A 20848-nucleotide genomic window follows, 5' to 3' on the forward strand; every position below is an offset into this window, starting at 1 on the left:
CAGGTTATAGCAAGACGTGCGCTAGTTTTCAAAGGTTTGTTGCACTTCCTGGCACAAGTCCGAGAACTGCCGTTCGAAGGAACCCCGGTTGCGGCTTGCGTTTCCGCCGAGAAACACGTGGGCTGCCTTGCCGTCCTCCTGAACCCTCGCCCAGATGCGCCGGTGGCTGGCAAAGAAGGCGGCCACGCACCCTATGGTGATGAGGAAGGACCCGGCCCAGATCAAGGGCACCCCGGGATCGTAGGCCACCTGGAGACCCGTGTACCACACGGTGTCCACCTTCTCGACCCGGATCGTGTACTCCCCGAGGCGCCGCATGTTTCCATCGGGAGCCTCGAAGACGACGATGGACTCGGGGGGCTGCCCGGGGCGCTCCAGGGCCACCTCCACCGCCGGGCCCATGCGCCGAAAGTCGCCGGTGAGATCCCGCAGCACCAGCCGGTCTCCTTCTTCCAGGTTGACCCGGCCCCCTCGGGGCACGTTCTGGCGGTGGACCAGGAGGTTTCTGCGGGGGCCGAAGACCGAGAGCACCGCGCCGCGGCCCCCCGCCTGGCCATAGGACGACTGGTAGAAGAAGATGCCCTGGTGGATGAGCGGATCATTGACCACGATGGTCTTGCGGACGGTCTCCGTCTGGTCTTCGATGACTGCGAGGTCGCTCCTGTAGGCCTTGGGCCGCCCCGTGGGCCGCCCCGACGGGTCCGTGTAGTACTCGAGCTCGAACTTGTCGCACCGGACCCCGAAACCCAGATCCTTGAGCTCTCCGCTGCGAAGCCGCACCTGCTCCACGGTGGAGCCCTCGGGAATCTGCACGAACCCCTTGAACCCCCACTGGGCACCCACCAGGGCGCCGATGGCGAAGAGGAACAGGCTCGAGTGGGTCACGTAGACCCCCATGCGGCTCCACGCGCCCTTGGAGGCGAAAAGGTAGACCTTGCCGTCCACGTCCTTGCGCAGGACCGTGCCGAAGCGCTTGCGGAAGGTCTCTTCCACCCGGCTGGCGGCGTCGGCCACGGGAACCCCCTTCACCCGGGACTCCCACTTCTCGTGGATGGCCGCGGGGCGGCCGTCGAAGACCGGCTCCCTGTCCCGCATGAGCCGGATGGCGTGGGGCAGCCGCTTGAGGGAGCACACGGTAATGTTGACCAGGAGCAGGATCAGCAGGAGTTGGAACCACCAGGAGTGGTACATGTCTCCCAGGTTGAACGCCTGGATGATCCGCGCCACGGTGGGGCCATACTCCTGCACGTAGACCGACGGGTCCTTCTCCTGCTGGATCACCGTTCCGAAGATACTCGTCGCCGCCAGGGCGATGAGCACGAAGATGCTCAGCTTGATGGACGAGAAGAAGTCGTTGAACGTCTTGAGCAGCCCCTTCCCGGGCTTGTCGCTGCCGCTTGCCATGGGGTCCGTCCTCCGGTGGCGGCCGGCTCGCCCCAGCCCTGGGATTGGCGGTCCCAGGGGGTGCGCCGGCGCGCGTTGATCGTGTTCTCGATGGCCCTTGCGTGCGAAACTGGATTTCGGTGCGGCAGCTCCTCAGAGCTCGCGGTGACACTGGAGACACCGGCCCGCCTCCCGGCAGGCCGACGCCTCGCGATACCCCTCCTCCACCTCTCGAAAGCTCCCCTTCCGGCTGCGCAGGGTGAGCCTGGGCATCTCCTCCCGTATCCTAGCCTCGGGCGTCTCCCGGTGACCGGGGAATGGCTTTCGCACCCGCCGGTCGGTGAGCCGGGTACGGGGAACCTCCGCGGCCGCGTGGTCCCCGAAGATCGCCAGGGCGGCGCGGCGCCCCTGGGCCATGGCCTGCACGGCCGTGGCCGGACCCGACACCGCGTCGCCTCCCGCGTAGACGCGGGGCAGACTCGTCTTCTGGGTCCCGGGGTCGGCCCACACGGCACCCCCGGAGTCCCGCCGGAGTCCCGCGAGCGCAGGGTCGTCGAAGACCTCTCCCGCCACCCGCTGCCCCAGGGCGGGAATCACCCGGTCCACCGGGAGCGCCCACCGTTCTCCTTCCACCGGCTCCGGCCGTCGCCGCCCGGAAGCATCGCGCTCTCCCAGCCGCATCCGGTTCACCAGGAGCTCTCCCCCCGCTCCTGGATCGCCCGGGCGAAACGCCACGGGGTCCGACAGAAAGTGGAACTGGACCCCCTCCCGGATCGCCTCCTCCACCTCGTCTGCCCGGGCCGGCATCTCCTCCCGGCCGCGGCGGTAGACCAGGTGCACCTCCTCCGCCCCCAGGCGGAAGGCCGTGCGGCACACGTCCATGGCGGCGTTTCCGCCCCCGACCACCGCCACCCTGCGGCCGATCGCGAAGGCCGTGCCGAGCTTTGCCGCCCGCAGCACCTCCTGGAAGTCCGCTACGACCCCGTCTGCCCCCGGCAGGGCAAGCCCCAGGGAAGCCTGGGCTCCGACCCCCAGGAACACGGCCCGGTGCTCCCGCAGCAGCTCTCCCACGCCGATGCCCCCCGGCCCCACCCGGGCCCCGGATCGGAACACCACCCCCCGGTCTCGCAGTTCCTCCAGCTCCTCGTCCAGGATGTAGGGAGGAAGCCGGTAGTCGGGGATCGTGGTGGCCAGGCGGCCGCCCACCGCCGCCTCGGCCTCGTAAACGGTCACCCGCGCCCCGAGCACGCTCAGGTAATAGGCGCAGGCGATGCCGGCAGGACCCGACCCCACGACCCCCACGCTCATCCCCCCGCCCTCGAGCCTCACCATCCGCTGGGTCCCCGTGGCGGAAGCCTCCCGAACGGACTCCCGGTGCCGGTCTGCGAGGAACCGCTTGCACCCGTTGATGGAGATGGGCTCTCCGTCGATCCCCCGCAGGCAGCGGACCTCGCAGGGGTGAGGGCAGACCCGCCCAATCACCCCCACCAGCGGGATCCGCGTGCGCACCAGGGCAAAACCCTGCTCGTACTGGGCGTCGACGAGGAGCTGCAAATAGTCGGGGATCGGCACCCGGGCAGGACAGGTTTCCTGGCAGGGCGCCACGCGCTCGGTGGGACCCAGCAGCGCATCCAGCACGGCCACGCCCAGCACGAAGAGCGCCGCTGCCGCCAGGAAGACGTGCCCGTAGGTGAACCGGGTCCACGTGACGAACACCAGTCCCCCCGCCAGGGGAATCAGGGTCGCGAAGACGATGCCCGTGAGCCACCGGCGCTGGTACATCTGCCCCAGGCCTGCCGCGATCGCCGAGAGGAGCGCCCCCCGCACGCGGGCGCGGCGCGCCTGGCCAAGCTCCTGGAGCAAGCGGTCCCGACCCCGCAACTTGCCGTGGCAGGTTCGGCAGCGCAGCGCCCTTCCCTTGTCCTCGATGCGGCAGAGACTGCAGTCCCAGTACGATTCCATGCGCGTCCGACGCGTTGGAGGGCCGCGGCCGGCCCTCGATCCGGTTGCTTCCCGCACCCGGCCAGACGTCGCCCCACAACGTCGGCTCTCGACCTGCCCGCACCCCGATCCCCACCGGGGCTGGACCCACAGACCTCCCCACCGCCCAACCCAGCCGCGAGCCCGTCAGTACTTCTCCACGTATGCGTATGCGTTGTGGTTGTGAATGCTCTCGAAGTTCTCGGCCTCGACCGAGAACCAGGTCACGTTGGAGTCCTTGAGCAGCATCTGGGCCACGTCGCGAACGATGTCCTCGACGAACTTGGGGTTGTTGTACGCCTTCTCCGTCACGTACTTCTCGTCCGAACGCTTGAGCAGGCTGTACACCTCGGCCGACGCACGCCCTTCCACGAGACCGACCAGGTCCTCGATCCAGACGAACTCCCGAAACCGAACGTTGACGGTCACTTCGGAGCGCTGGTTGTGGGCGCCGCCCGCGCTGATGGCCTTCGAGCAGGGGCAAACGCTGGTGACCGGCACCTTCACCTGCACCACGAGGTCGTACCCCCCCTCGCGGATGGATCCCTTCAGGGCGCACTGGTACGACATGATCGACACTTCCCGGCTCACGGGGGCCCGCTTCTCCATGAAGTAGGGGAAGTGGATCTCCATGTGGGCCGATACGGCGTCGAGCTTCTCGCGGATCTTCTCCAGCAGGTGCGGGAAGTTTCTCACGGCGATGCCGTGACGGTACTCGTTGAGCACCTCCACGAACCGGCTCATGTGGGTGCCCTTGAAGTGGTGCGGCAGGCCCACCGACATGTTCACCGTGGCGACCGTGTGCTGCTCCCCGTGGGTCTTGTCGAGCACGGTGACCGGATACGTGATGTTCTTGACCCCCACCTTGTCGATGGCGATCTGCCGGTGGTCCCGCTTGCTCTGGATGTCCTCGAGGACCATGGGAGCTCAGGTGCGCAGGTAGCTCGCGCAGGCCTTGTCGCTCTCCCACGCGGTCACCCGGTGGACCCACAATCCCTCGCGCTCGATGCGGCGGGCCAGCTCCTCGAAGATGAACCGGGCGATGAGCTCCGACGAGGGGTTCTGGTCGCGAAAGGCGGGCATCTCGTTCAGATACCCGTGGTCCAGGGTATCCAGGATCTGGGAGGTCGCCCCCTTGAGCTCCTGGAAGTCGATGGCCAGACCGGTGGCGTCGAGCCGATCGGCGCGCACCACCACCTCCACCTTCCAGTTGTGCCCGTGGAGCGCCTCACACTGGCCCTTGTAGCCCCGCAGGTTGTGGGCCGCGGCAAAGGAGTCCTCGATCTTCAGCTCGTACATGGCCAGGCCGATTCTCGTGCGAAAGGGAACAAAGCGCGAAGCCTATCACCCGCCACGGTTACTTTCCAGCACTTTCGGGGTGCGCGGCCCCACCAGGAGGACCTGCACGTCCATCACGTTGGTGCGGGTCGGGCCGGTGCGCACCAGATCCCCCAGGGCGTCGAAGAAGGCGTAGCTGTCATTGTCGTCCAGGTGCCGGCGGGGGTCGAGACCTCGGCTCCGGGCCCGAGGGGCCGTGGCGTGGTCGCACACGGCCCCCGCTGCGTCGGTGGGTCCGTCGGTGCCGTCGGTGCCGCCGGACAGGCCCGCGATTCCCGGCCACCCCTCCAGCTCCAGGGCCAGGGCCAGGGCCAGTTCCTGGTTTCTGCCCCCCTTGCCCGTGCCCCGCAGGGTCACGGTGGTCTCCCCCCCGGCCAGGAGGCAGGCGGGGGGAGGCACCGGGTCGCCGGAGAGCTGGCTTTCCTTGGCCACGGCCGCGAGGAAGCGCGCGGCCTCCCGGGCCTCGCCCTGGAGCCGGGAGCTCAGGAGCAGGGGGCGGTAGCCGAGCCGCCGCGCCGCATCCGCCGCGGCCTCCAGGCTCAGGCGGTTGGACCCTACCACGGCGTGGACCACCCCCTCCAGGGCAGGGTGACCTTCCTTGGGGGTCTCGGGCACCTCACCCCGCTCCCCCGCCTCCAGCACCCGGTGCACGGCGGGAGGGACCCGGTCCTCCAGGCCATAGCGGCGCAGGGTCTCGCGGGCACGGGCAAAGGTGCTCGGGTCCGCGCTGAGGGGTCCGGAGGCGATGACGTCGAGCTTGTCCCCCACGACGTCGGAGAGCACCAGGTTGACCACCCGGGCCGGGTGCGCAGCCACGGCGAGCCGCCCCCCCGACACCTGGGAGAGGTGCTTTCGCAGGGCGTTGATCTCTCCGATGGAGGCTCCGCAGGCGAGCAGAAGCGCGGTGAGCTCCCGAAGGTCCTCCAGGGAAACCCCCGGCGCGGGAAGGGTGAGGAGCGCCGACCCTCCCCCCGAGAAGACCGAGATCACCAGGTCCTCGGGCCCCGCCCCCCGGACCAGCTCCAGGATGCGAGCCGCCGCCTCGAGTCCGCGCGCGTCGGGCACCGGGTGGGAGGCCTGGAGGACCGACACCCGCTCCAGGGGCACGCCGTGCCCGTCCTTGACGCACACCGCGCCCCCCCACACCCGCGGGCCCAGGACCTCTTCCACCGCCTGGGCCATGGGCGCCGAACCCTTGCCCGCCCCCACGACGAGGACCCTGCCCGCCCCGGCACGCGGCAGGTCCACCCACGTCTCCCCCTCCGGGGTGCGCACCCCGAGACGGTCTTCGACCACCCGCAGGTGCGCTGCCACCGCCCGGCGGGGCTCGGCCGCCGCCACCGCAGCCTCGAAGAGGATCTGGGCGTGCTCCCGCAAGCTCACGACTCCGGCAGGGGGTTCACCCAGACCCTGCCCTGCTTTATCTGCCGCTCGATCCATTGGTCCAGCTCCCGCTGAAAGACGGTTTGCGCCAGGTGGCTCCTCACGGCCTCGCGCACCTCGGCCAGGGGCCTGCCCCCGAAGTCTTCGCTGCGGCGGCCGTACTGGGTGCGAATCTCGGCCTCCGGCACGAAGGTCATTTCCCGGCGCAGCGCCAGGTACGCCTCCACCAGAGCCAGCCGCGCGAGCCGATCCGCGATGGCTGCCCGGTCCAGACCGAGAAGGGCCAGCTCCCCCCACCCGCTCTTCCCGTGCCGGTCCTCCCACCGGGCCGTCTGCTCGGCCACGGCACCCGAAGCGGGTTCCAGGCGCAGCTTTCGCGCCTCCGCCAGGAGGAGCTCCCGGCGCACCAGGGCGTCGCGCACCGCGGCGGGCTCCAGCGCCTCCCCCGTCGCCCCTTCCCGGCGCAGGAGCTCCCGCTCCTGGAGCACCCGGCTCCAGGTGATGACCGCCGTGTCCACCCGCGCCGCGATGGCGTCGAGCACGGCGGCGCCGGCCCCGGCCGCCGCCAGGCACAGGGAAAGCCCCACCGCCGCCCCCAGCCGCCCCCGGCCCCGCACCCTGCCCTTCACCGGCCGCTCCGGCGCTGGAAGAGGTCCACGTGCCGGCGGTGCTCCTCATAGGTCACCGAGAAGACGTGGGTGCCGTCGTTTCGGCTAACGAAGAAGAGATAGGGCACGTCGGCGGGCCGAAGCACCGCCTCCAGGCTGGCGCGTCCGGGGTTCGCGATGGCCCCCGGGGGCAGCCCGAACCGGGTATAGGTGTTGTAGGGCGTGTCGCGCCGCAGGTCGGCCCGGCGCAGGTTGCCGTCGAACTCCTCCAGGCCGTAGATCACCGTGGGGTCGCTCTCCAGGCGCATCTTGCGGGAGAGCCGGTTGTGGAACACGGCGGCCACCAGGGCCCGCTCCCCGGGGGCGCCGGTCTCCTTCTCCACGACCGAGGCCAGGGTTACCCACGAGCGCAGGTCGAGCCCCCGCGCCTGCGCCTCGGGCAGCAGCGGCTCCGCCACCTCGCGGAAGCGCCGGATCAGGGCGTCGGCCACCCGCTCGGCCGGCAGCCCCCGGGCAAAGCGGTAGGTGTCGGGGAAGAGGTACCCCTCCAGGGTGGGTCCGGGAAGCCCCCACCGCTCGGGTGCCCCCACATCCAGTGCGAGGTCGGCAAACTCCCGGGCCGACACGATCCCGGCAGCCTCCAGCCCGGCAGCCATCTCCCGCACGGTAGCCCCTTCGGGAAACGTCACCCCCAGAAGCTCGACCCGGCCCGCCTCCAGGTCGGCGAAGACGTCCACCAGGCGCACCGGCGCCTCGAAGGCGTAGGTGCCCGCCTTCCAGCGCTCCGGGCGCGCCCAGACCCGCAGGCCCCAGCGGGTTCCCCGCTCCCAGGGCCCGAGGCCGGCCTGCGCCAGGGACCGGGCCACCGCATCCCCCGTGGCCCCTGGCGGAACTTCCAGGCGCACGGTGCCGGTACCCCGCCCCTCGTGGACGTACTGGGCCACCCGCAGCGGCACGAGCACCGCCAGGCACGCCAGGCACCAGGCCGCGAGCCGGGCGACGCTGCCCAGCGGTGCGCACCGAGGAAGAACCGCCATTCTACCGGGTCAGCCAGTTCTTGAAGAAATACCAGGTGGTCGCCCGGTTCAGGTCTGCGATGGCCGTGGTGAGGGGCACTTCCTTGGGGCATGCCTTGGCGCAGTTCTGGGCGTTGCCGCACTCGGTGATGCCCCCGTCCCCCATGATCGCCTCCAGGCGCTCGTCGGCCAGCGCCTTCCCGATGGGCGAGATGTTGAAGTAGAGCGCCTGGGCCAGGGGAGCAGGGCCCATGAAGTTGGTGCGCGCGTTGACCTGGGGACACGCCTCCATGCAGCAGCCGCAGGTCATGCACCGGCTCAGGCGGTAGCCGAACTGGCGCTGCTTCTCCATGAGGCGCGGGCCGGGGCCCAGGTTGTAGGTGCCGTCCACCGGCACCCACCCCTTGATGCGCTTGAGGCTCGCGAACATCGACTCCCGGTCCACGGCGAGGTCGCGCACCACGGGGAACTTAGAGAGGGGCTCGAGCACGATGGGCTCCGCGAGATCGGCCACCAAGGCCGTGCAGGCCTGCCGCGCCCTGCCGTTGATGACCATGGAGCACGCCCCGCAGACCTCCTCCAGGCAGTTGCAGTCCCACGCCACCGGGGTCGTGGCGCTGCCCTGGGCGTCCACGGGGTTCTTCTGGATCTCCTGGAGGCACGTGATCACGTTCATCGAGGCGGCGCGCGCCACGGCAAACTCCTCCCAGCGCGCCGGCGCGCCGGGGGCCTCCTGGCGGCGGATCTTCAGGCGCACCGTCTGGCTCATGCGAGAGCCTCCTTTTTGTCCACGTCGTACACGCGCGGCCGGGGCGGGATGTACTGGACGTCCACGTCCTCGTAGTCGATCCGGGGGCCCTCGGGGGTCCAGGCGGCCAGGGTCGTCTTCAGGAACCGCTCGTCGTCGCGCTCGGGGAAGTCGGGCTTGTAGTGGGCGCCCCGGCTCTCGTCGCGCAGCCGCGCCCCGAGCGTCATGGCGTGGGCGAGCTCGAGCATGTAGTAGAGCTGGCGCGTGAAGTGGAGCGACTGGTTGAGGCGCCGGCCGCGGTCGGCCAACCCGATCCCCCGCCAGCGCTCCCGGAGCTCCCCGAGCTTCTCCAGGGTCTCGTCGAGCTGGTCGTCGTAGCGCACCACCGTGACGTTCTCGGTCATGATCCGGCCGAGCTCCCGGTGGAGGCGGTAGGGGTTCTCGCTGCCTTCGCGCCCCCCGATCTCCAACAGGAAGGCGGCCTGGCGCTTCACCTCGGCGTCGAACGCGGACCCGGCCCCCGCGCCCTCCCCCGCCTCGGCATACTCCATGGCCCGCTGGCCCGCCACCTGCCCCCCGTAGATGCACGAGAGCAGGCTATTGGCCCCCAGGCGGTTGGCGCCGTGGTACTGGTACTCGCACTCCCCGGCCGCGAAGAGGCCCGGCACGTTGGTCATCTGGTCGAAGTCCACCCAGAGCCCCCCCATGGAGTAGTGGACCGCCGGGAAGACCTTCATGGGCACCCGCGCGGGGTCGTGGCCGGTGAACTTGCGGTAGATCTCCAGGATGCCGCCGAGCTTCACCTCCAGGAAGTCCGGGGGCAGGTGGCTCACGTCCAGGTACACCTGCATCTGCCCGTCCACCCCCAGGCCGCGCGTCACGCACACGTCGAAGATCTCCCGGGTGGCGATGTCGCGGGGCACGAGGTTGCCGTAGGCCGGGTACTTCTCCTCCAGGAAGTACCAGGGCTTCCCGTCTCGGGGCACCCAGACCCGCCCCCCTTCGCCCCGGGCCGACTCGCTCATGAGGCGCAGCTTGTCCTCCCCCGGGATGGCCGTGGGGTGGACCTGGATGAACTCCGGGTTCGCGTAGCGCACCCCCTGGGTGTAGACGCTCCCCACGGCGGCGCCCGTGTTGATGACCGAGTTGGTGGACTTGCCGAAGACCAGGCCCGGCCCGCCGGTGGCCAGGATGACGGCCCGGGCGGGAAGCGCCCGCACCTCGCTCCCCGCCAGGTGGAGCGCCGTGACGCCCCGGCACGCGCCCCGCTCGTCGATCACCGCGGAAAGGAACTCCCACCCTTCGTACAGGGTCACCAGGCCTGCCGCCTCGTAGCGGCGCACCTGCTCGTCGAGGGCGTAGAGAAGCTGCTGGCCCGTGGTGGCGCCCGCGTAGGCGGTGCGGTGGTGCCTGGTGCCCCCGAAGCGCCGGAAGTCCAGCAGGCCCTCCGCGGTGCGGTTGAACATCACCCCCAGGCGGTCGAAGAGGTAGATGACGCCCGGCGCCGCCTCGCACATCCGCTTCACCGGCGTCTGGTTGGCGAGGAAGTCGCCGCCGTAGACCGTGTCGTCGAAGTGCTCCCAGGGGCTGTCCCCCTCGCCCTTGGTGTTCACCGCCGCGTTGATGCCGCCCTGGGCGCACACCGAGTGGGACCTCCGCACCGGGACGATGCTCACCAGGTCCACGTGGAAGTTCTGCTCCGCAGCGCGCACCGCGGCCATGAGGCCCGCCAGCCCGCCCCCCACCACCACGATGTTCTTGCGCTCCACCGTTTGCCTCCTCGATCAGAACAGGGACAGGGTGTAGAGGCCGTACGCAGCGAGCACGGCGAACGCCGCGAAGCTCACCCCCACGAAGACCCGCTGGCTGTGGGGTCCCACGGTGATGCCCCAGTCGATGGCCGTGCCGAAGATGCCGTTGGCCAGGTGGAAGACGGCGGCCAAGAGCCCCGCCGTCCATACCCACCGGTACCAGGCGGCCGCCCCATAGGCCGCGCCCCCGAGGAGATCCCCCAGGTGCAGGGGAATGAAGACGACGAGCAAGACCCCCGTGGCCCGCTGCCCGAAGTACATCCAGTTGCGCACCCAGCCGTAGCGCAGGAGGTTTGGGGCGGACTCGTAGGTGATGTAGAGGCCGTAGATCCCGTGGAACAGGAGCGGCAGGTAGAGGAGCAGGAGCCGGTGGGCCGTGCTCGACCACACGCCCACCCCCCGGACGTGGAGGCAGAGGAAGTACCCCAGGAAGACGAACCCGGTAAGGCTGTGGAGCTTGCGAAGCCAGAACTGGGTGCAGCAGACGCGACTCCCGGACATCCCGGTCCTCCTGTCTCGAAGCGGGCGCGCTCCGTGCCGGGTCGACCCCAGGGGGCCGACGGCTGCGCTACTGCCCGCCCGGTTGCACGCCGGTGGTCTGGCGCTCTGCTACCTGGCGCAAAAGCGACTCGGCCCGGGCCACGTCCTCGGCCGCATCCGCCGGCAGGCTCCGGCGAAGCGCCTCCAGGTCCGCCTGGACCCGCAGGAGCGCGGCCCGGGCCTGGATCTGCTCGCTTCGCGCAGCGCGGCCCTCCGAAGCCGCCAGCCGCGCCTCCAGGGCCGCCAGGTCACGGCGCAGCTGCCAGACGGCGGTGCCCCCGAGCCACCCCAGGAGGAGAAGGAGCACCAGGGCGACCACGGCCAGGACCACCGTCCGGTCCGCCTCGCGGGCTCGGGGCACCGGGGTACCCGCCGCCGGCAGGAGGGCCGCGGCGTCTACGGTGCGCTGCTCCTCCGCCAGGGCCGCGGCGTCCTCCGGGGTCGGCCCGCCCTGGGCGCCCGCGGAGGGCTCCAGCAACGGTTCCTCGGGGGGTCCCCCGGCAGAGGGCTCCTCTCTTCGGCCGCCCTTCCCCTCCCCGGTGCCGCACCCTTCTTCCCGATCCATGATGCCTCCTCGGTGGGTTCCGGCATGCTACGAACCGGCCCCGAGCGTTGTCAAGGCGGGGGGCGGCCGGAGCTCGCCCCCCCGGGTCCCAACCGGGCACGCCCACCAGGTCGAAATCGAAATCGAGTTCGATACCGATAGCGATTGCGATTGCAGGGAAGGGGAGGACTCCGTTGCGCCTTCGTCCCCCGAGACGGGGCCGGATACTGGAAGTCTCAGACCCGCTCCAGCGCCTGGGCGGCCCGGCGCCCCTTCTGCTCGTCCACGAAGAAGAGGCACACGCCGCCCGCCACGAGCAGGAAGGTCACGGCGAAGATCGCGCGCCGCGGCTCCCCCGTGGCCACCGCGACCCAGCCCATGGCCACCGGCCCCACCACCGCGGCGAACTTTCCCATCATGTTGTAGAAGCCGAAGAACTCCCCGGCCTTCGACGGGGGGATGAGGCGGGTGTAGAAGGACCGGCTCAAGGACTGCACGCCCCCCTGGACGAGCCCGATCGTCACCGCAAGGGCGAAGAACTCCGCCTCGCTGTCCATGAAGTACGCCCACACGGTCACGCCCACGTACACGGCGAGGGCCAGGTAGATGCCCGTCTTGGGTCCCATCCTCTGGCCGAGCCAGCCAAACCCGATGGCCGAGGGGAACCCCACGAACTGGGTCACCAGCAGCGCGGTGATGAGGCCCTGGGAGGACAGCCCGAGGGCCAGACCGTAGTCCACCGCCATCCGGATGATCGTGTCGACCCCGTCGATATAGAGCCAATACCCCACGAGGAAGAGGAACACCACCCGCAGGCGGCGTATCTCCCGGAAGGTTGCCGCAAGCTGGCGAAAGCCGCTGCGCACCGCCTCCAGGGGCGCGAGCCGCGCCCGGGGCCGGCCTTCCGGCACGAAGAGGAAAAGGGGTACTCCGAAGACCGCCCACCACGCCGCCACGGTGACAAACGACGCCCGCACTCCCTCGGACGCGTCCTGAAACCCGAACCAGGAGGGAAAGAGCGCCATGGACACGTTGGCGGCGAAGAGGAGGCCGCCCCCCAGATACCCCAGGGCGTACCCCAGGGCCGAGACCACGTCCACCCGGTCCTCCCCCGCCACCCCCACCAGGAGGGCATCGTAGAAGATGTTGCCCGCCGCGAACCCCACGAGCCCGGTGGCGTAGAGGGCCGCCGCCGCCGCCCACTGGCCCTGGCCCACGGCATAGAGCCCCGCGGTGGCCGCAACCCCGAGGGCCGCGAAGAAGAAGAGAAACCGCTTGCGGAACCCGCCCCGGTCGGCGATGGCGCCGAGCACCGGGGCCAGGGCCAGCACCACGAGGCTCCCCACCGAGTTGGCCACCCCCAGCCGCAAGGTGCTCACCGCGGGCTCCACCCCGGCGTTCCAGTACTCCTTGAAGAACAGGGGGAAGAACCCGGCCATTACCGTCGTGGCGAACGCGGAGTTCGCCCAGTCGTACAGGGCCCAGGCATAGGTGTGTCGGCGGTTCCCGCAGGTCATGCCCCCTCCTCCGAACCGGTTCTCTCCGTGCGGCACTCGTCGGCGCACGGCGCAACGGGGGCAAGGTAGGCGATGCCGCGGCGCAGATCAATGGAGCACGTGGGGGCACAGAGGCAGGGGCTGTCGAGGGCTCGGGTGAAACGGGGCCCCGGAAGGGCCCCCCCGGGGGCTCACCCCCGGCCGGACAGGTGCCGCACGAGGGAGCGGCGGGCGGCGGCCGGCGCCCCGGCGAACGAGGCCACACACCGAAACCCCCGGGCCGTCCTTCGGCGCACGGAGACCACCTCGGCCGGAAGGGACACCGCCCCCCGGGCGCGAAACGCCAGATGGATCGTCACCCGCTCTCCCGGTTCCCGCGGGCGCTGCGACACGAAGCGGGCTCCGGTAGGCCCCAGGACCTCCACCGTCACGAGCCCCACGACCCCCCCCGGCTCCTCGCAGCCCGCCCGCTCGGGAGCCCTGGAGGGGTTCCCCTCCTCGGCCCCCGGGCAGTCGCCCAGGTAGTCCTCGAGTCGGGGGTATGCCACGCAGCTCACCCAGGAGGGGAAGAGGCCGGCGTCGAAGATCGGCAGGTAGTCCGGGGGGAAGAGGGCGGCCACCCGCTCGGCCGGCGGGCGTTCGGGCCACCGCTCGAGCAACTCCACCCACTGCGCGCGGGCAATGCCGTCGAAGAGCAGCGCTTCCCGGGGACTGCACGCCGTCCCGGGCAGGGGCTCGCCAAACACGCCCCGCCGCGCCAGGAAGGCGGAGAGTTGGACCTCTCCCTCCGGGGAGAACCCGAACAGGTACACCGCGCGCATGGGGACCTCCTCTCCCGTAGCGCACAGCCTAGCATCCGGAACACCGCACCGGAAAAAGTTCTTTCAATTACAATGGTTTACATATACAGAACGAGGATGCACCCTGGAGGGAAGCCTACACCGCAAACGCCACCGCGAAGACGAAAAACCCCGCCAGGAAGACCGCCAGCGCGCTACGCCCCGGTCCGAGGCCCTGGGTTGCGCGCACCAGTCGATAGAGTCCGGGAAGCAGCAGGGCCGGGGAGATCCAGGCCAGGGCCGAGACCAGGGCCGCGAAGGGGAGCTCCGCCCCCGGAGCGCCGGCCGCGGCGCTCTCCAGGGCGAGCCGGGGCAGCGCGGGGGCGCCCAGGACCAGGAGGTAGGCAGTGGCGCGGTACAGGAGCCCGAGGCGTCCCGGGCCCCCGACCCCCCGGGTCATGAGCCACACGATGAGGGTCACGCCCCCGTGGAAGACCAGCGCCGCGAGCACCCCGGAGATGACGTTGCCCCCCAGGAGGAGCTTCCAGGGGATGTCGGCCACCGCCACGCCCTGCAACGGCGCATCGAGGAGCCGCTGGAACCACGCCACCAGCCCTCCGTAGAGGGTGCCGGTGCCCAGAACGAAGGCCGCCATCCACAGGGGAGCCCGGGGGCTCTCGGCGGCGTGGCGGTAGGGGGTCTCGCGCAACAGGAACAGGTCGACGAGGAGCATGGGATTCTCGGGAGGAAGCGGGGAGCCCGGGGCACGACCCCGGACTCCCCGCACGGGATCACTTCTGGGCCACGGCCGCCGCCGGAGCCGGAGCCGGAGCCGGAGCCGAGGCGGTGGCCTTGGCCGGGGCATTGGGCATGGCGGACCAGAGCATCAGGAGCAGGGCCGCCACGGCGCATCCCACGGGAAATAGCTTCCCATTGTAGCGCCGGGGGTCGTAGTCGAGCCAGCCGTGGATGCGGTCCACCTCGCGGAGCACCTTCTCGTTCTTCTCCCCGCCGGTGAGCAGGCTCACCACGACCACCACGAACCACGCCGCGGAGCCGGAGAAGATGGCTCCCACCAGGTGCCCCAGGGGGCCCAGGTTCACGAGCTGCATCCCGAAGAGCTGCCCCTTGGTCCACCACAGGGTCACCGAGAGGACCAGACCCACCACCATGCCGGCGATGGCGCCCGCCTTGTTGGCGCCCTTCCACCAGATCCCCAGGATCAGGACCGGCGTGAAGGTCGAGGCCGCCACCACGAAGGCCCAGATGACGCTGGTGAGGAGGAAGTCCGGCGGCCGCAGGGCGAGCAGGATGGTGACGATACCGCCGAAGGCGGTGAAGAAGAGCCCCATCTTTACCTTGGTGCGGTCATCGGAGCTGGCGACGATGGTGGAGTAGATGTCGTGCCCGATGCCGGTGCCGATCACCATGAGCAGACCGGCCACAGTGGACATGCCAGCGGCGAGCGCCCCGGCGATCGGCAGGGCCGCGATCCACGCGGGGGTGAACGCCTGGCTCATGACCACCACCAGGAGGTCGGCTTCCTTCGGGTCGATGGAGAGGCCCTGGGCGTTGAGCACGCGCAGCGTATAGAGCTTTGCGGCAAAGCCGATGGCGAAGGTGGTGAAGAACACGATCCCGATGAAGAAGATGCCCCACATGGTGGCGACCTTGCCGTCGCGCACCGAGGGCGCGGTGAAGTAGCGCATGGCGATGTGGGGCAGGCCGATGGTGCCCATGGCCAGGCTGAGCACGATGGCGGTGTAGTACTTGAAGCTCAGGGGCACCTTCCCGCCCACGGTCGTGAAGGGGTCGAAGTAGCTGGGGAGCGAGGCCACCATGTCGGGGACCAGCGTGGCGTACCCGAGGGGGGGGAAGAAGCTGCCCATCCCGGCGTTGAGCTTCCATAGGATGATCCCCGTGGGCACGATGAGGGCGATGCCCATAATCACCGCCTGGAGGGTCTGGTTGTACGAGAGCCCGTACATGCCCCCGATGGTCACGTAGGCCGTCACCACCAGACCGCCCACCACAAGACCCGTGGTGTAGTCCCAGTGGAACATCACCTGGAAGACGTTGCCGATCCCCTTCATCTGGCCCACCAGGTAGAGCTGGGCGAGCAGGATCATGCACAGCACCGAGATGATCTTGGCCGTGTGGCCGTAGCGCTCGCCGATGAACTGCATGCTCGTGAACTTGCCCCAGCGCCGCAGGCAGGGGGCCACCGAGACGGAGATCATCACGAAACCCGCGAGCCAGCTCATGACGAAGGCCACCAGGAGGAACTGGAGCTGCCAGATGAGCGCCGTGAACCCCAGGAAGGTCGCGAGGCTCATGTAGTTGGAGGTCATGGCCAGGCCGTTGGAGAGGGCCCCGATGCCCCGGCCCGCCGTGTAGTAGTCGTCGGAGGTGGACACGCGCTTCTTGGCGAGCCAGCCCAACCAGAGGAAGGACGCGACCATCAGGACCGTGTAGATCAGCCCGAGGGTCGAGACGCCCGCAGTGGGCTCGAACTTGTAGGTCTTCATGCCCTCCTGGGCCAGGGCGGCGCAGGGCACCAGGGCGGCGGCGACGGCGAGGAGGAATCGGATCATCGGGCACCCCCCTTCGCGGCCTTCTCTTCCAGGGCCACCTTCTCCATGCTGGTCTGGGCCATTTCCCGGTCGATCTTCTCGCTCAGTACCAGGTAGATCCAGTACAGGGGCATCAGCACCACCCACCCGATGAACAGGGTGAGGAAGTAGTGGGCCGGATACCCGAGAATGTCGAGCTGGGTCAGGCCCGGGAAGAGGAAGTAGAGCGGGTAGATGTGGGTCAGGAATGCCGCCAGGAAGAACGCCACCAGCGTGAGCAGGCACTCCTTCTTGTACGGGTTGTTCATCGACTCCTCCTCGGTGTGCGGTGACCCCCGGCCGGGCTCGGCCGGGGAGCGAACAGGACGGACAAACGGCCGGTCGGTAAGCCGGCGACAAAGCACCGCGGGACGAGCGATCCCAAGGCTCCGGGGCCGCGTCCCGACGCGGCCCCGGAGCGGGAGGGGAATCAGCCCTGGGCGGCCTTTCGCTGCTCCTCGAGCTTGCGAAGCTCCACCCGGCGGATCTTGCCCGAGACGGTCTTCGGGAGCTCCTTCACGAACTCGATCTCGCGGGGGTACTTGTAGGGGGCGGTCTCGCGCTTGACGTGGTTCTGGATGTCCTTCGCCAGGGCGTCGGAGGCCTCGTACCCCGGGGCCAGGATGATGAAGGCCTTGACGATGGTGCCCCGCAGTTCGTCGGGGGAGCCCACCACCGCGCTCTCGGCCACCGCGTCGTGGCTCTGGAGCGCGCTCTCCACCTCGAAGGGGCCGATCCGGTAGCCCGAGGCCTTGATCACGTCGTCGGCCCGGCCCACGAACCAGAAGTACCCCTCCTCGTCCTTGGTGGCCTTGTCGCCGGTGTAGTACCAGTCGCCCGCAAAGCTCTCGGCCGTGGCCTCGGGGTTGCGCCAGTACTCCCGGAACAGGCCCACCGGCCACTCGGGCTTCACCTTCACGGCGATGTGCCCCTCTTCGCCCACGGGCACGGCCACGCCGTTGTCGTCCACCACCTCGATGTGGAAGCCGGGTGTGGGCTTGCCCATCGAACCGAACTTCACGGGCATGCAGGGGAAGTTGGCAATCAGGTTCACCGTCTCGGTCTGCCCGAAGCCGTCGTAGATCGTGGTGCCGGTGTGCTCCTTCCACACCTTGATGATCTCGGGGTTCAGGGGCTCGCCGGCGGCGCAGGAGTGGCGGATGCCCGTGAGGTCGAACTTGGTGAGGTCCTCCAGGATGAGCATCCGGTAGGCCGTGGGCGGCGCGCAAAACGTGGTCACCCCGCAGTCCTGGATGATCTTGAGGTGCGTCTTGGCGTCGAACTTGCCCGCCGCGTCGTGCACCATCACGGCAGTCCCGAGCTGCCACTGGCCGAAGAGCTTGCCCCAGGCCGCCTTGGCCCAGCCGGTGTCGGAGAGGGTCCAGTGGAGGTCGGTGGGCTTGAGATCCTGCCAGAACTTCGCGGTGATGATGTGGCCGATGCCGTAGCTGGCCTGGGTGTGGGGCACCATCTTGGGGAACTTGGTGGTTCCCGAGGTGAAGTAGATGAGGAGCACGTCGTCGGAGCGGGTGGGCTCGATCTCCTCGCGGGAGAGCTTGGGCGAGGCCTTCGCCGCCTGCTCCTCGTAGGACAGCCAGCCCTCCTTCTTGCCACCCACCGACCAGAAGTGCTTGAGCGTGGGGCAGTGGGAGCGCACGTCGTCGATCTTCGAGACGTTGTCGTGCCACATCACCGCGCCCACGGCGTCGGACTGGTTGATCCGGTACTCCACGTCGTGGGGCACCAGGATGTTGGGCGCGGGCATGGGCACCACGCCCAGCTTGAAGCTCCCGAGCATCACCGCGTACCACTCCACCACCCGGGGCACCATCACGAAGAGCCGGTCGCCCTTCTTCACCCCCGCCCGGCGCATCTCGTTGGCGAAGCGGTTCGACATGACCTGCAGGTCGTAGAAGGAGTATTTGCGGATGTCGGTGCCGGTGGAGTCGGCCCACACCATGGCGAGCTTCGAGCGGTCCGCGGCCCAGCGGTCGATCACGTCGAACCCGAAGTTGAAGAACTCGGGCACCTGGAACTGGAAGGTGCGGCACACCTCCTCGTAATCCCACATGTTGGGCCCGTCCATCCGTACCGGAATGTTGTCGTAGGGCGTCGTCATGTCCACGGCGTCTCCTCCCAGATTGCAGGTTTGTCGCAAGCGACCCGGCTGCCAGGTCGTCGTCGGTCTGCGCGTGCCCGCCGGCGCGCCAGAATGGTCCCGGGTTTGCGAAAGAGCTCTCGGCCCTTCCCCAGCAGGTCCCGGCGTCCGTGCCGCTCGAAACCAGGTGCGGCAGCCGCCACGGCACCGCCGCGAAAGGGAAGCCCGGCCTGGCGCTACCGCCGAACCCCGTGTCGGGCGCCCCCCGTCCCCGACCCCCAACCCGCGGTTGCATAACGGTTTTTGAGCCCGGCGCCATGCTAGGTGGGCACCACCGGCGCCTCAATCGGCACACGCCCTTTCTTTCTGTGGGCTCGCTGCCGATGGTCTTGTAGGTGCTCGCCCTACGCCGCGGCGGCGACCCTCTGCCGGGGGGGACCGGGCCGGCCGGCAGCAGGGGAGGAGGCGTCCCACTTTTTGGTGGGAAACGAGTCGGCCCGGGGTTAGGATGTTGGGCTTGCTTTCCCGTTCCCACCGAGGTGCATCCGTGTCCTATCGCCCCTCCGGTGCGGCCGCCGGCTACCTGAGCGTGGCGGCGGCCGCCCTGCTTTGGGCCTCTTCCGGCGTGGCCGGGAAGGCCCTGTTCGCGCAGGGGATCCCTCCCCTGGCCCTGGTGCAGCTGCGGGTCACCCTGGCGGCTGCGCTGCTCTTGGCCTGCTTCGGGTTCGCCAGGCCCGGCCTGCTGCGCATCCGGCGCCGCGACGTCGCGTACTTTGCGGTGCTCGGGGGGTTCGCGATGGCGGCGGTGCAGGCCACTTACTTCTACGCCATCAGCAAGATCCACATCGCCGCCGCCATCCTCCTCCAGTACACGTCGCCCGTGTGGATCGCTTCCTTTGCGATCCTCTTCTGGAAGGAGAAGCTCACCCCGCTCAAGGCTGCCTCCCTGACGTGTGCGCTCCTGGGAGCCTACCTCGTGGTGGGGGCGTACGGCCTGTCCCTGGCGGGGTTGGACCGGGCCGGGGCCGTCGCCGGGCTCGTCTCGGGCGCATGTTTCGCCGCCTACTCCCTCCTGGGGGAGCGGGGGATGCACCGCTACTCGCCCTGGACCGTGCTGTGCTACGCGCTGGTATTCGCCGCCGTGTCGCTACACGTGCTCTACGCGCCCTTTCACTACCTCACCGCCGGCTACACGGCCGCCCAGTGGGCAGGCATCGCGTATGTCGCGGTGGCGGGCACCCTGGTGCCCTTTGGCCTGTACTTCGTGGGGGTGAACCACATCCGGTCCACCCGGGCCAGCATCACCGCCATCCTGGAGCCGATCGCCGCAGGTGCCCTGGCCTTCTTCCTCCTGGGAGAGGCCCTGACGCGGCCCCAGGCCATGGGTGGGGCCCTGGTGCTCGGCGCCCTCGTGCTCCTGAACCTGGAACAGGAGACCCCGGAGCTGACGCCGGCCTCGGTGCGAGCTCGGCGGGAACGCGCCGGGGCATGACCCCCGCCGTCCCCGAAGGGGGACTCACCGCGCGCCGCATCCTCCCCTTCTGGGCCCCCCTGGCCGCCACCTGGCTCATGATGGCCCTGGAGGGCCCCTTCCTGGCCGCGGTGATCGCCCGGCTTCCCGACCCGGTGTTCCATCTGGCGGCCTTCGGAGTGGCCCTGTCGCTGGCCCTCATCCTGGAGGCGCCGGTCATCATGATCATGGGCGCCACCACGGCCCTGGCCCGCAACCGCGCCTCGTTTCGGAAGATGCGCCGCTTCACGTACGGCCTGAGCGCCCTGGTGACCGCCCTCATGGCCCTTCTGCTCGTCCCCCCCGTCTTCCGGTGGATGGCCCTGGGGCTGTTTGCCCTGCCGCCGGAGATCGCGGAGCTCACCTGGGGCGCCGTAGCCCTGCTGCTGCCCTGGCCCGGCGCTATCGGATACCGGCGCCTCTACCAGGGGCTCCTCATCCGGGGCGGACTCACCCGCCGGGTGGGGTACGGCACGGCCGTGCGGCTCGGGACCATGGGTTCGGTTTCCCTGGCCCTGGCCGCGGCGGGGGTGCCGGGGGCGCTGGCGGGGGCCGGCGCGCTCTCCGCCGGGGTTCTGGCCGAAGCCCTCGCGAGCCGGCTGATGGCCCGGGAGTCGGTGCGCCGAGTCCTGGCCCGGGAGGAGTCGGAGCTCGCTCCCCTCACCTACGGGTCCATAACCGCCTTCTACTACCCCCTGGCGGCGAGCTCCGTGCTCACCCTGGCCGTCCACCCCCTGATGACCTTCTTCCTGGCCCAAGGAAGGAACCCGGTGGAATCTCTGGCCGTCTTCCCCGTGGTTCGGGCCCTGGTCTTCCTCTTCAGCTGCCTGGGCCTCTCGTACCAGGAGGTGGGCATCGCTCTGCTGGGCGAAAGGGGCGAGGGCTACCCGGCCCTGCGGCGCTTTGCCCTGGGACTTGCCGCAGCCACCAGCGCCGTGCTGGGGGTCCTGGCGTTTTCTCCGGCCGCCGAGTGGTGGTTCGTGGCCGTCTCGGGGCTCTCCC

At 69.9% G+C, this 20848-nt stretch carries 19 protein-coding genes; 2 read left to right on the forward strand and 17 right to left on the reverse strand.

The features are described 5' to 3' along the window. Positions 1-21 precede the first annotated feature (21 nt). The 17 genes from AB1578_03410 to AB1578_03490 all read right to left on the reverse strand — a co-directional run bounded on the left by AB1578_03410 (position 22) and on the right by AB1578_03490 (position 18357). Positions 22-1404: a cytochrome c biogenesis protein ResB gene (locus tag AB1578_03410; protein ID MEW6486947.1), complete on the reverse strand. Its 1383-nt coding sequence runs from the start codon at positions 1402-1404 to the stop codon at positions 22-24. 132 nt (positions 1405-1536) lie between these two features. Beyond that, positions 1537-3345 (reverse strand): FAD-dependent oxidoreductase, encoded by a 1809-nt coding sequence (locus AB1578_03415; protein MEW6486948.1) that lies wholly within the window; start codon positions 3343-3345, stop codon positions 1537-1539. 165 nt (positions 3346-3510) lie between these two features. Next, positions 3511-4284, reverse strand: coding sequence for a GTP cyclohydrolase FolE2 (folE2, locus tag AB1578_03420; GenBank protein MEW6486949.1), 774 nt, complete (start codon positions 4282-4284; stop codon positions 3511-3513). A 6-nt stretch (positions 4285-4290) separates the two neighbouring features. Further along, positions 4291-4662: a 6-carboxytetrahydropterin synthase QueD gene (queD, locus tag AB1578_03425; GenBank protein ID MEW6486950.1), complete on the reverse strand. Its 372-nt coding sequence runs from the start codon at positions 4660-4662 to the stop codon at positions 4291-4293. A gap of 45 nt (positions 4663-4707) precedes the next feature. After that, positions 4708-6084, reverse strand: coding sequence for a glycerate kinase (locus tag AB1578_03430; GenBank protein ID MEW6486951.1), 1377 nt, complete (start codon positions 6082-6084; stop codon positions 4708-4710). Next, on the reverse strand, positions 6081-6713 hold the full coding sequence (locus tag AB1578_03435) for a hypothetical protein (GenBank protein ID MEW6486952.1): 633 nt from the start codon (positions 6711-6713) through the stop codon (positions 6081-6083). Before AB1578_03435 ends, AB1578_03430 begins: the two co-directional genes overlap by 4 nt. After that, positions 6710-7729: an endolytic transglycosylase MltG gene (gene mltG, locus AB1578_03440; protein ID MEW6486953.1), complete on the reverse strand. Its 1020-nt coding sequence runs from the start codon at positions 7727-7729 to the stop codon at positions 6710-6712. The genes AB1578_03435 and mltG overlap by 4 nt, the downstream gene beginning before the upstream one ends. Position 7730: 1 nt before the next feature. Then, positions 7731-8477 (reverse strand): succinate dehydrogenase iron-sulfur subunit, encoded by a 747-nt coding sequence (gene sdhB / locus AB1578_03445; protein ID MEW6486954.1) that lies wholly within the window; start codon positions 8475-8477, stop codon positions 7731-7733. Continuing rightward, positions 8474-10225, reverse strand: a complete 1752-nt coding sequence (gene sdhA, locus AB1578_03450; protein MEW6486955.1) for a succinate dehydrogenase flavoprotein subunit — start codon at positions 10223-10225, stop codon at positions 8474-8476. Before sdhA ends, sdhB begins: the two co-directional genes overlap by 4 nt. Before the next feature lie 15 nt (positions 10226-10240). After that, complete coding sequence (locus tag AB1578_03455) at positions 10241-10768, reverse strand: hypothetical protein (protein MEW6486956.1); 528 nt, start codon at positions 10766-10768, stop codon at positions 10241-10243. Positions 10769-10835: 67 nt separating this feature from the next. After that, positions 10836-11372, reverse strand: a complete 537-nt coding sequence (locus AB1578_03460) for a hypothetical protein (GenBank protein MEW6486957.1) — start codon at positions 11370-11372, stop codon at positions 10836-10838. Positions 11373-11587: 215 nt separating this feature from the next. Then, positions 11588-12868, reverse strand: coding sequence for an MFS transporter (locus AB1578_03465; protein ID MEW6486958.1), 1281 nt, complete (start codon positions 12866-12868; stop codon positions 11588-11590). Positions 12869-13038: 170 nt separating this feature from the next. Further along, on the reverse strand, positions 13039-13668 hold the full coding sequence (locus tag AB1578_03470) for a hypothetical protein (protein ID MEW6486959.1): 630 nt from the start codon (positions 13666-13668) through the stop codon (positions 13039-13041). A 115-nt stretch (positions 13669-13783) separates the two neighbouring features. Next, complete coding sequence (locus AB1578_03475; protein ID MEW6486960.1) at positions 13784-14359, reverse strand: hypothetical protein; 576 nt, start codon at positions 14357-14359, stop codon at positions 13784-13786. Positions 14360-14417: 58 nt separating this feature from the next. After that, positions 14418-16220: a cation acetate symporter gene (locus AB1578_03480; protein ID MEW6486961.1), complete on the reverse strand. Its 1803-nt coding sequence runs from the start codon at positions 16218-16220 to the stop codon at positions 14418-14420. Then, on the reverse strand, positions 16217-16507 hold the full coding sequence (locus AB1578_03485; protein MEW6486962.1) for a hypothetical protein: 291 nt from the start codon (positions 16505-16507) through the stop codon (positions 16217-16219). The genes AB1578_03480 and AB1578_03485 overlap by 4 nt, the downstream gene beginning before the upstream one ends. 161 nt (positions 16508-16668) lie before the next feature. Continuing rightward, positions 16669-18357 (reverse strand): AMP-binding protein, encoded by a 1689-nt coding sequence (locus tag AB1578_03490; protein MEW6486963.1) that lies wholly within the window; start codon positions 18355-18357, stop codon positions 16669-16671. A gap of 526 nt (positions 18358-18883) precedes the next feature. On the opposite strand from AB1578_03490, the gene AB1578_03495 reads away from it, so the two are divergent. Together AB1578_03495 and AB1578_03500 are read left to right on the forward strand one after the other, a co-directional pair. Then, positions 18884-19828 (forward strand): DMT family transporter, encoded by a 945-nt coding sequence (locus tag AB1578_03495; GenBank protein ID MEW6486964.1) that lies wholly within the window; start codon positions 18884-18886, stop codon positions 19826-19828. Next, the coding region (locus AB1578_03500) for a hypothetical protein (GenBank protein MEW6486965.1) at positions 19825-20848 on the forward strand (1024 nt) is incomplete at its 3' end. The genes AB1578_03495 and AB1578_03500, both read left to right, overlap by 4 nt.

The organism is Thermodesulfobacteriota bacterium (genome assembly GCA_040756475.1).
Lineage (GTDB): Bacteria > Desulfobacterota > Deferrisomatia > Deferrisomatales > JACRMM01 > JBFLZB01.

What these genes read in the sequence shown, in the direction of transcription:
- AB1578_03410 (MEW6486947.1), bottom strand. Translation starts at nt 1,404, where the DNA reads ATGGCAAGCGGCAGCGACAAGCCCGGGAAGGGGCTGCTCAAGACGTTC.
- AB1578_03415 (MEW6486948.1), bottom strand. Translation starts at nt 3,345, where the DNA reads ATGGAATCGTACTGGGACTGCAGTCTCTGCCGCATCGAGGACAAGGGA.
- folE2 (MEW6486949.1), bottom strand. Translation starts at nt 4,284, where the DNA reads ATGGTCCTCGAGGACATCCAGAGCAAGCGGGACCACCGGCAGATCGCC.
- queD (MEW6486950.1), bottom strand. Translation starts at nt 4,662, where the DNA reads ATGTACGAGCTGAAGATCGAGGACTCCTTTGCCGCGGCCCACAACCTG.
- mltG (MEW6486953.1), bottom strand. Translation starts at nt 7,729, where the DNA reads ATGGCGGTTCTTCCTCGGTGCGCACCGCTGGGCAGCGTCGCCCGGCTC.
- sdhB (MEW6486954.1), bottom strand. Translation starts at nt 8,477, where the DNA reads ATGAGCCAGACGGTGCGCCTGAAGATCCGCCGCCAGGAGGCCCCCGGC.
- AB1578_03455 (MEW6486956.1), bottom strand. Translation starts at nt 10,768, where the DNA reads ATGTCCGGGAGTCGCGTCTGCTGCACCCAGTTCTGGCTTCGCAAGCTC.
- AB1578_03460 (MEW6486957.1), bottom strand. Translation starts at nt 11,372, where the DNA reads ATGGATCGGGAAGAAGGGTGCGGCACCGGGGAGGGGAAGGGCGGCCGA.
- AB1578_03465 (MEW6486958.1), bottom strand. Translation starts at nt 12,868, where the DNA reads ATGACCTGCGGGAACCGCCGACACACCTATGCCTGGGCCCTGTACGAC.
- AB1578_03470 (MEW6486959.1), bottom strand. Translation starts at nt 13,668, where the DNA reads ATGCGCGCGGTGTACCTGTTCGGGTTCTCCCCGGAGGGAGAGGTCCAA.
- AB1578_03475 (MEW6486960.1), bottom strand. Translation starts at nt 14,359, where the DNA reads ATGCTCCTCGTCGACCTGTTCCTGTTGCGCGAGACCCCCTACCGCCAC.
- AB1578_03480 (MEW6486961.1), bottom strand. Translation starts at nt 16,220, where the DNA reads ATGATCCGATTCCTCCTCGCCGTCGCCGCCGCCCTGGTGCCCTGCGCC.
- AB1578_03485 (MEW6486962.1), bottom strand. Translation starts at nt 16,507, where the DNA reads ATGAACAACCCGTACAAGAAGGAGTGCCTGCTCACGCTGGTGGCGTTC.
- AB1578_03490 (MEW6486963.1), bottom strand. Translation starts at nt 18,357, where the DNA reads ATGACGACGCCCTACGACAACATTCCGGTACGGATGGACGGGCCCAAC.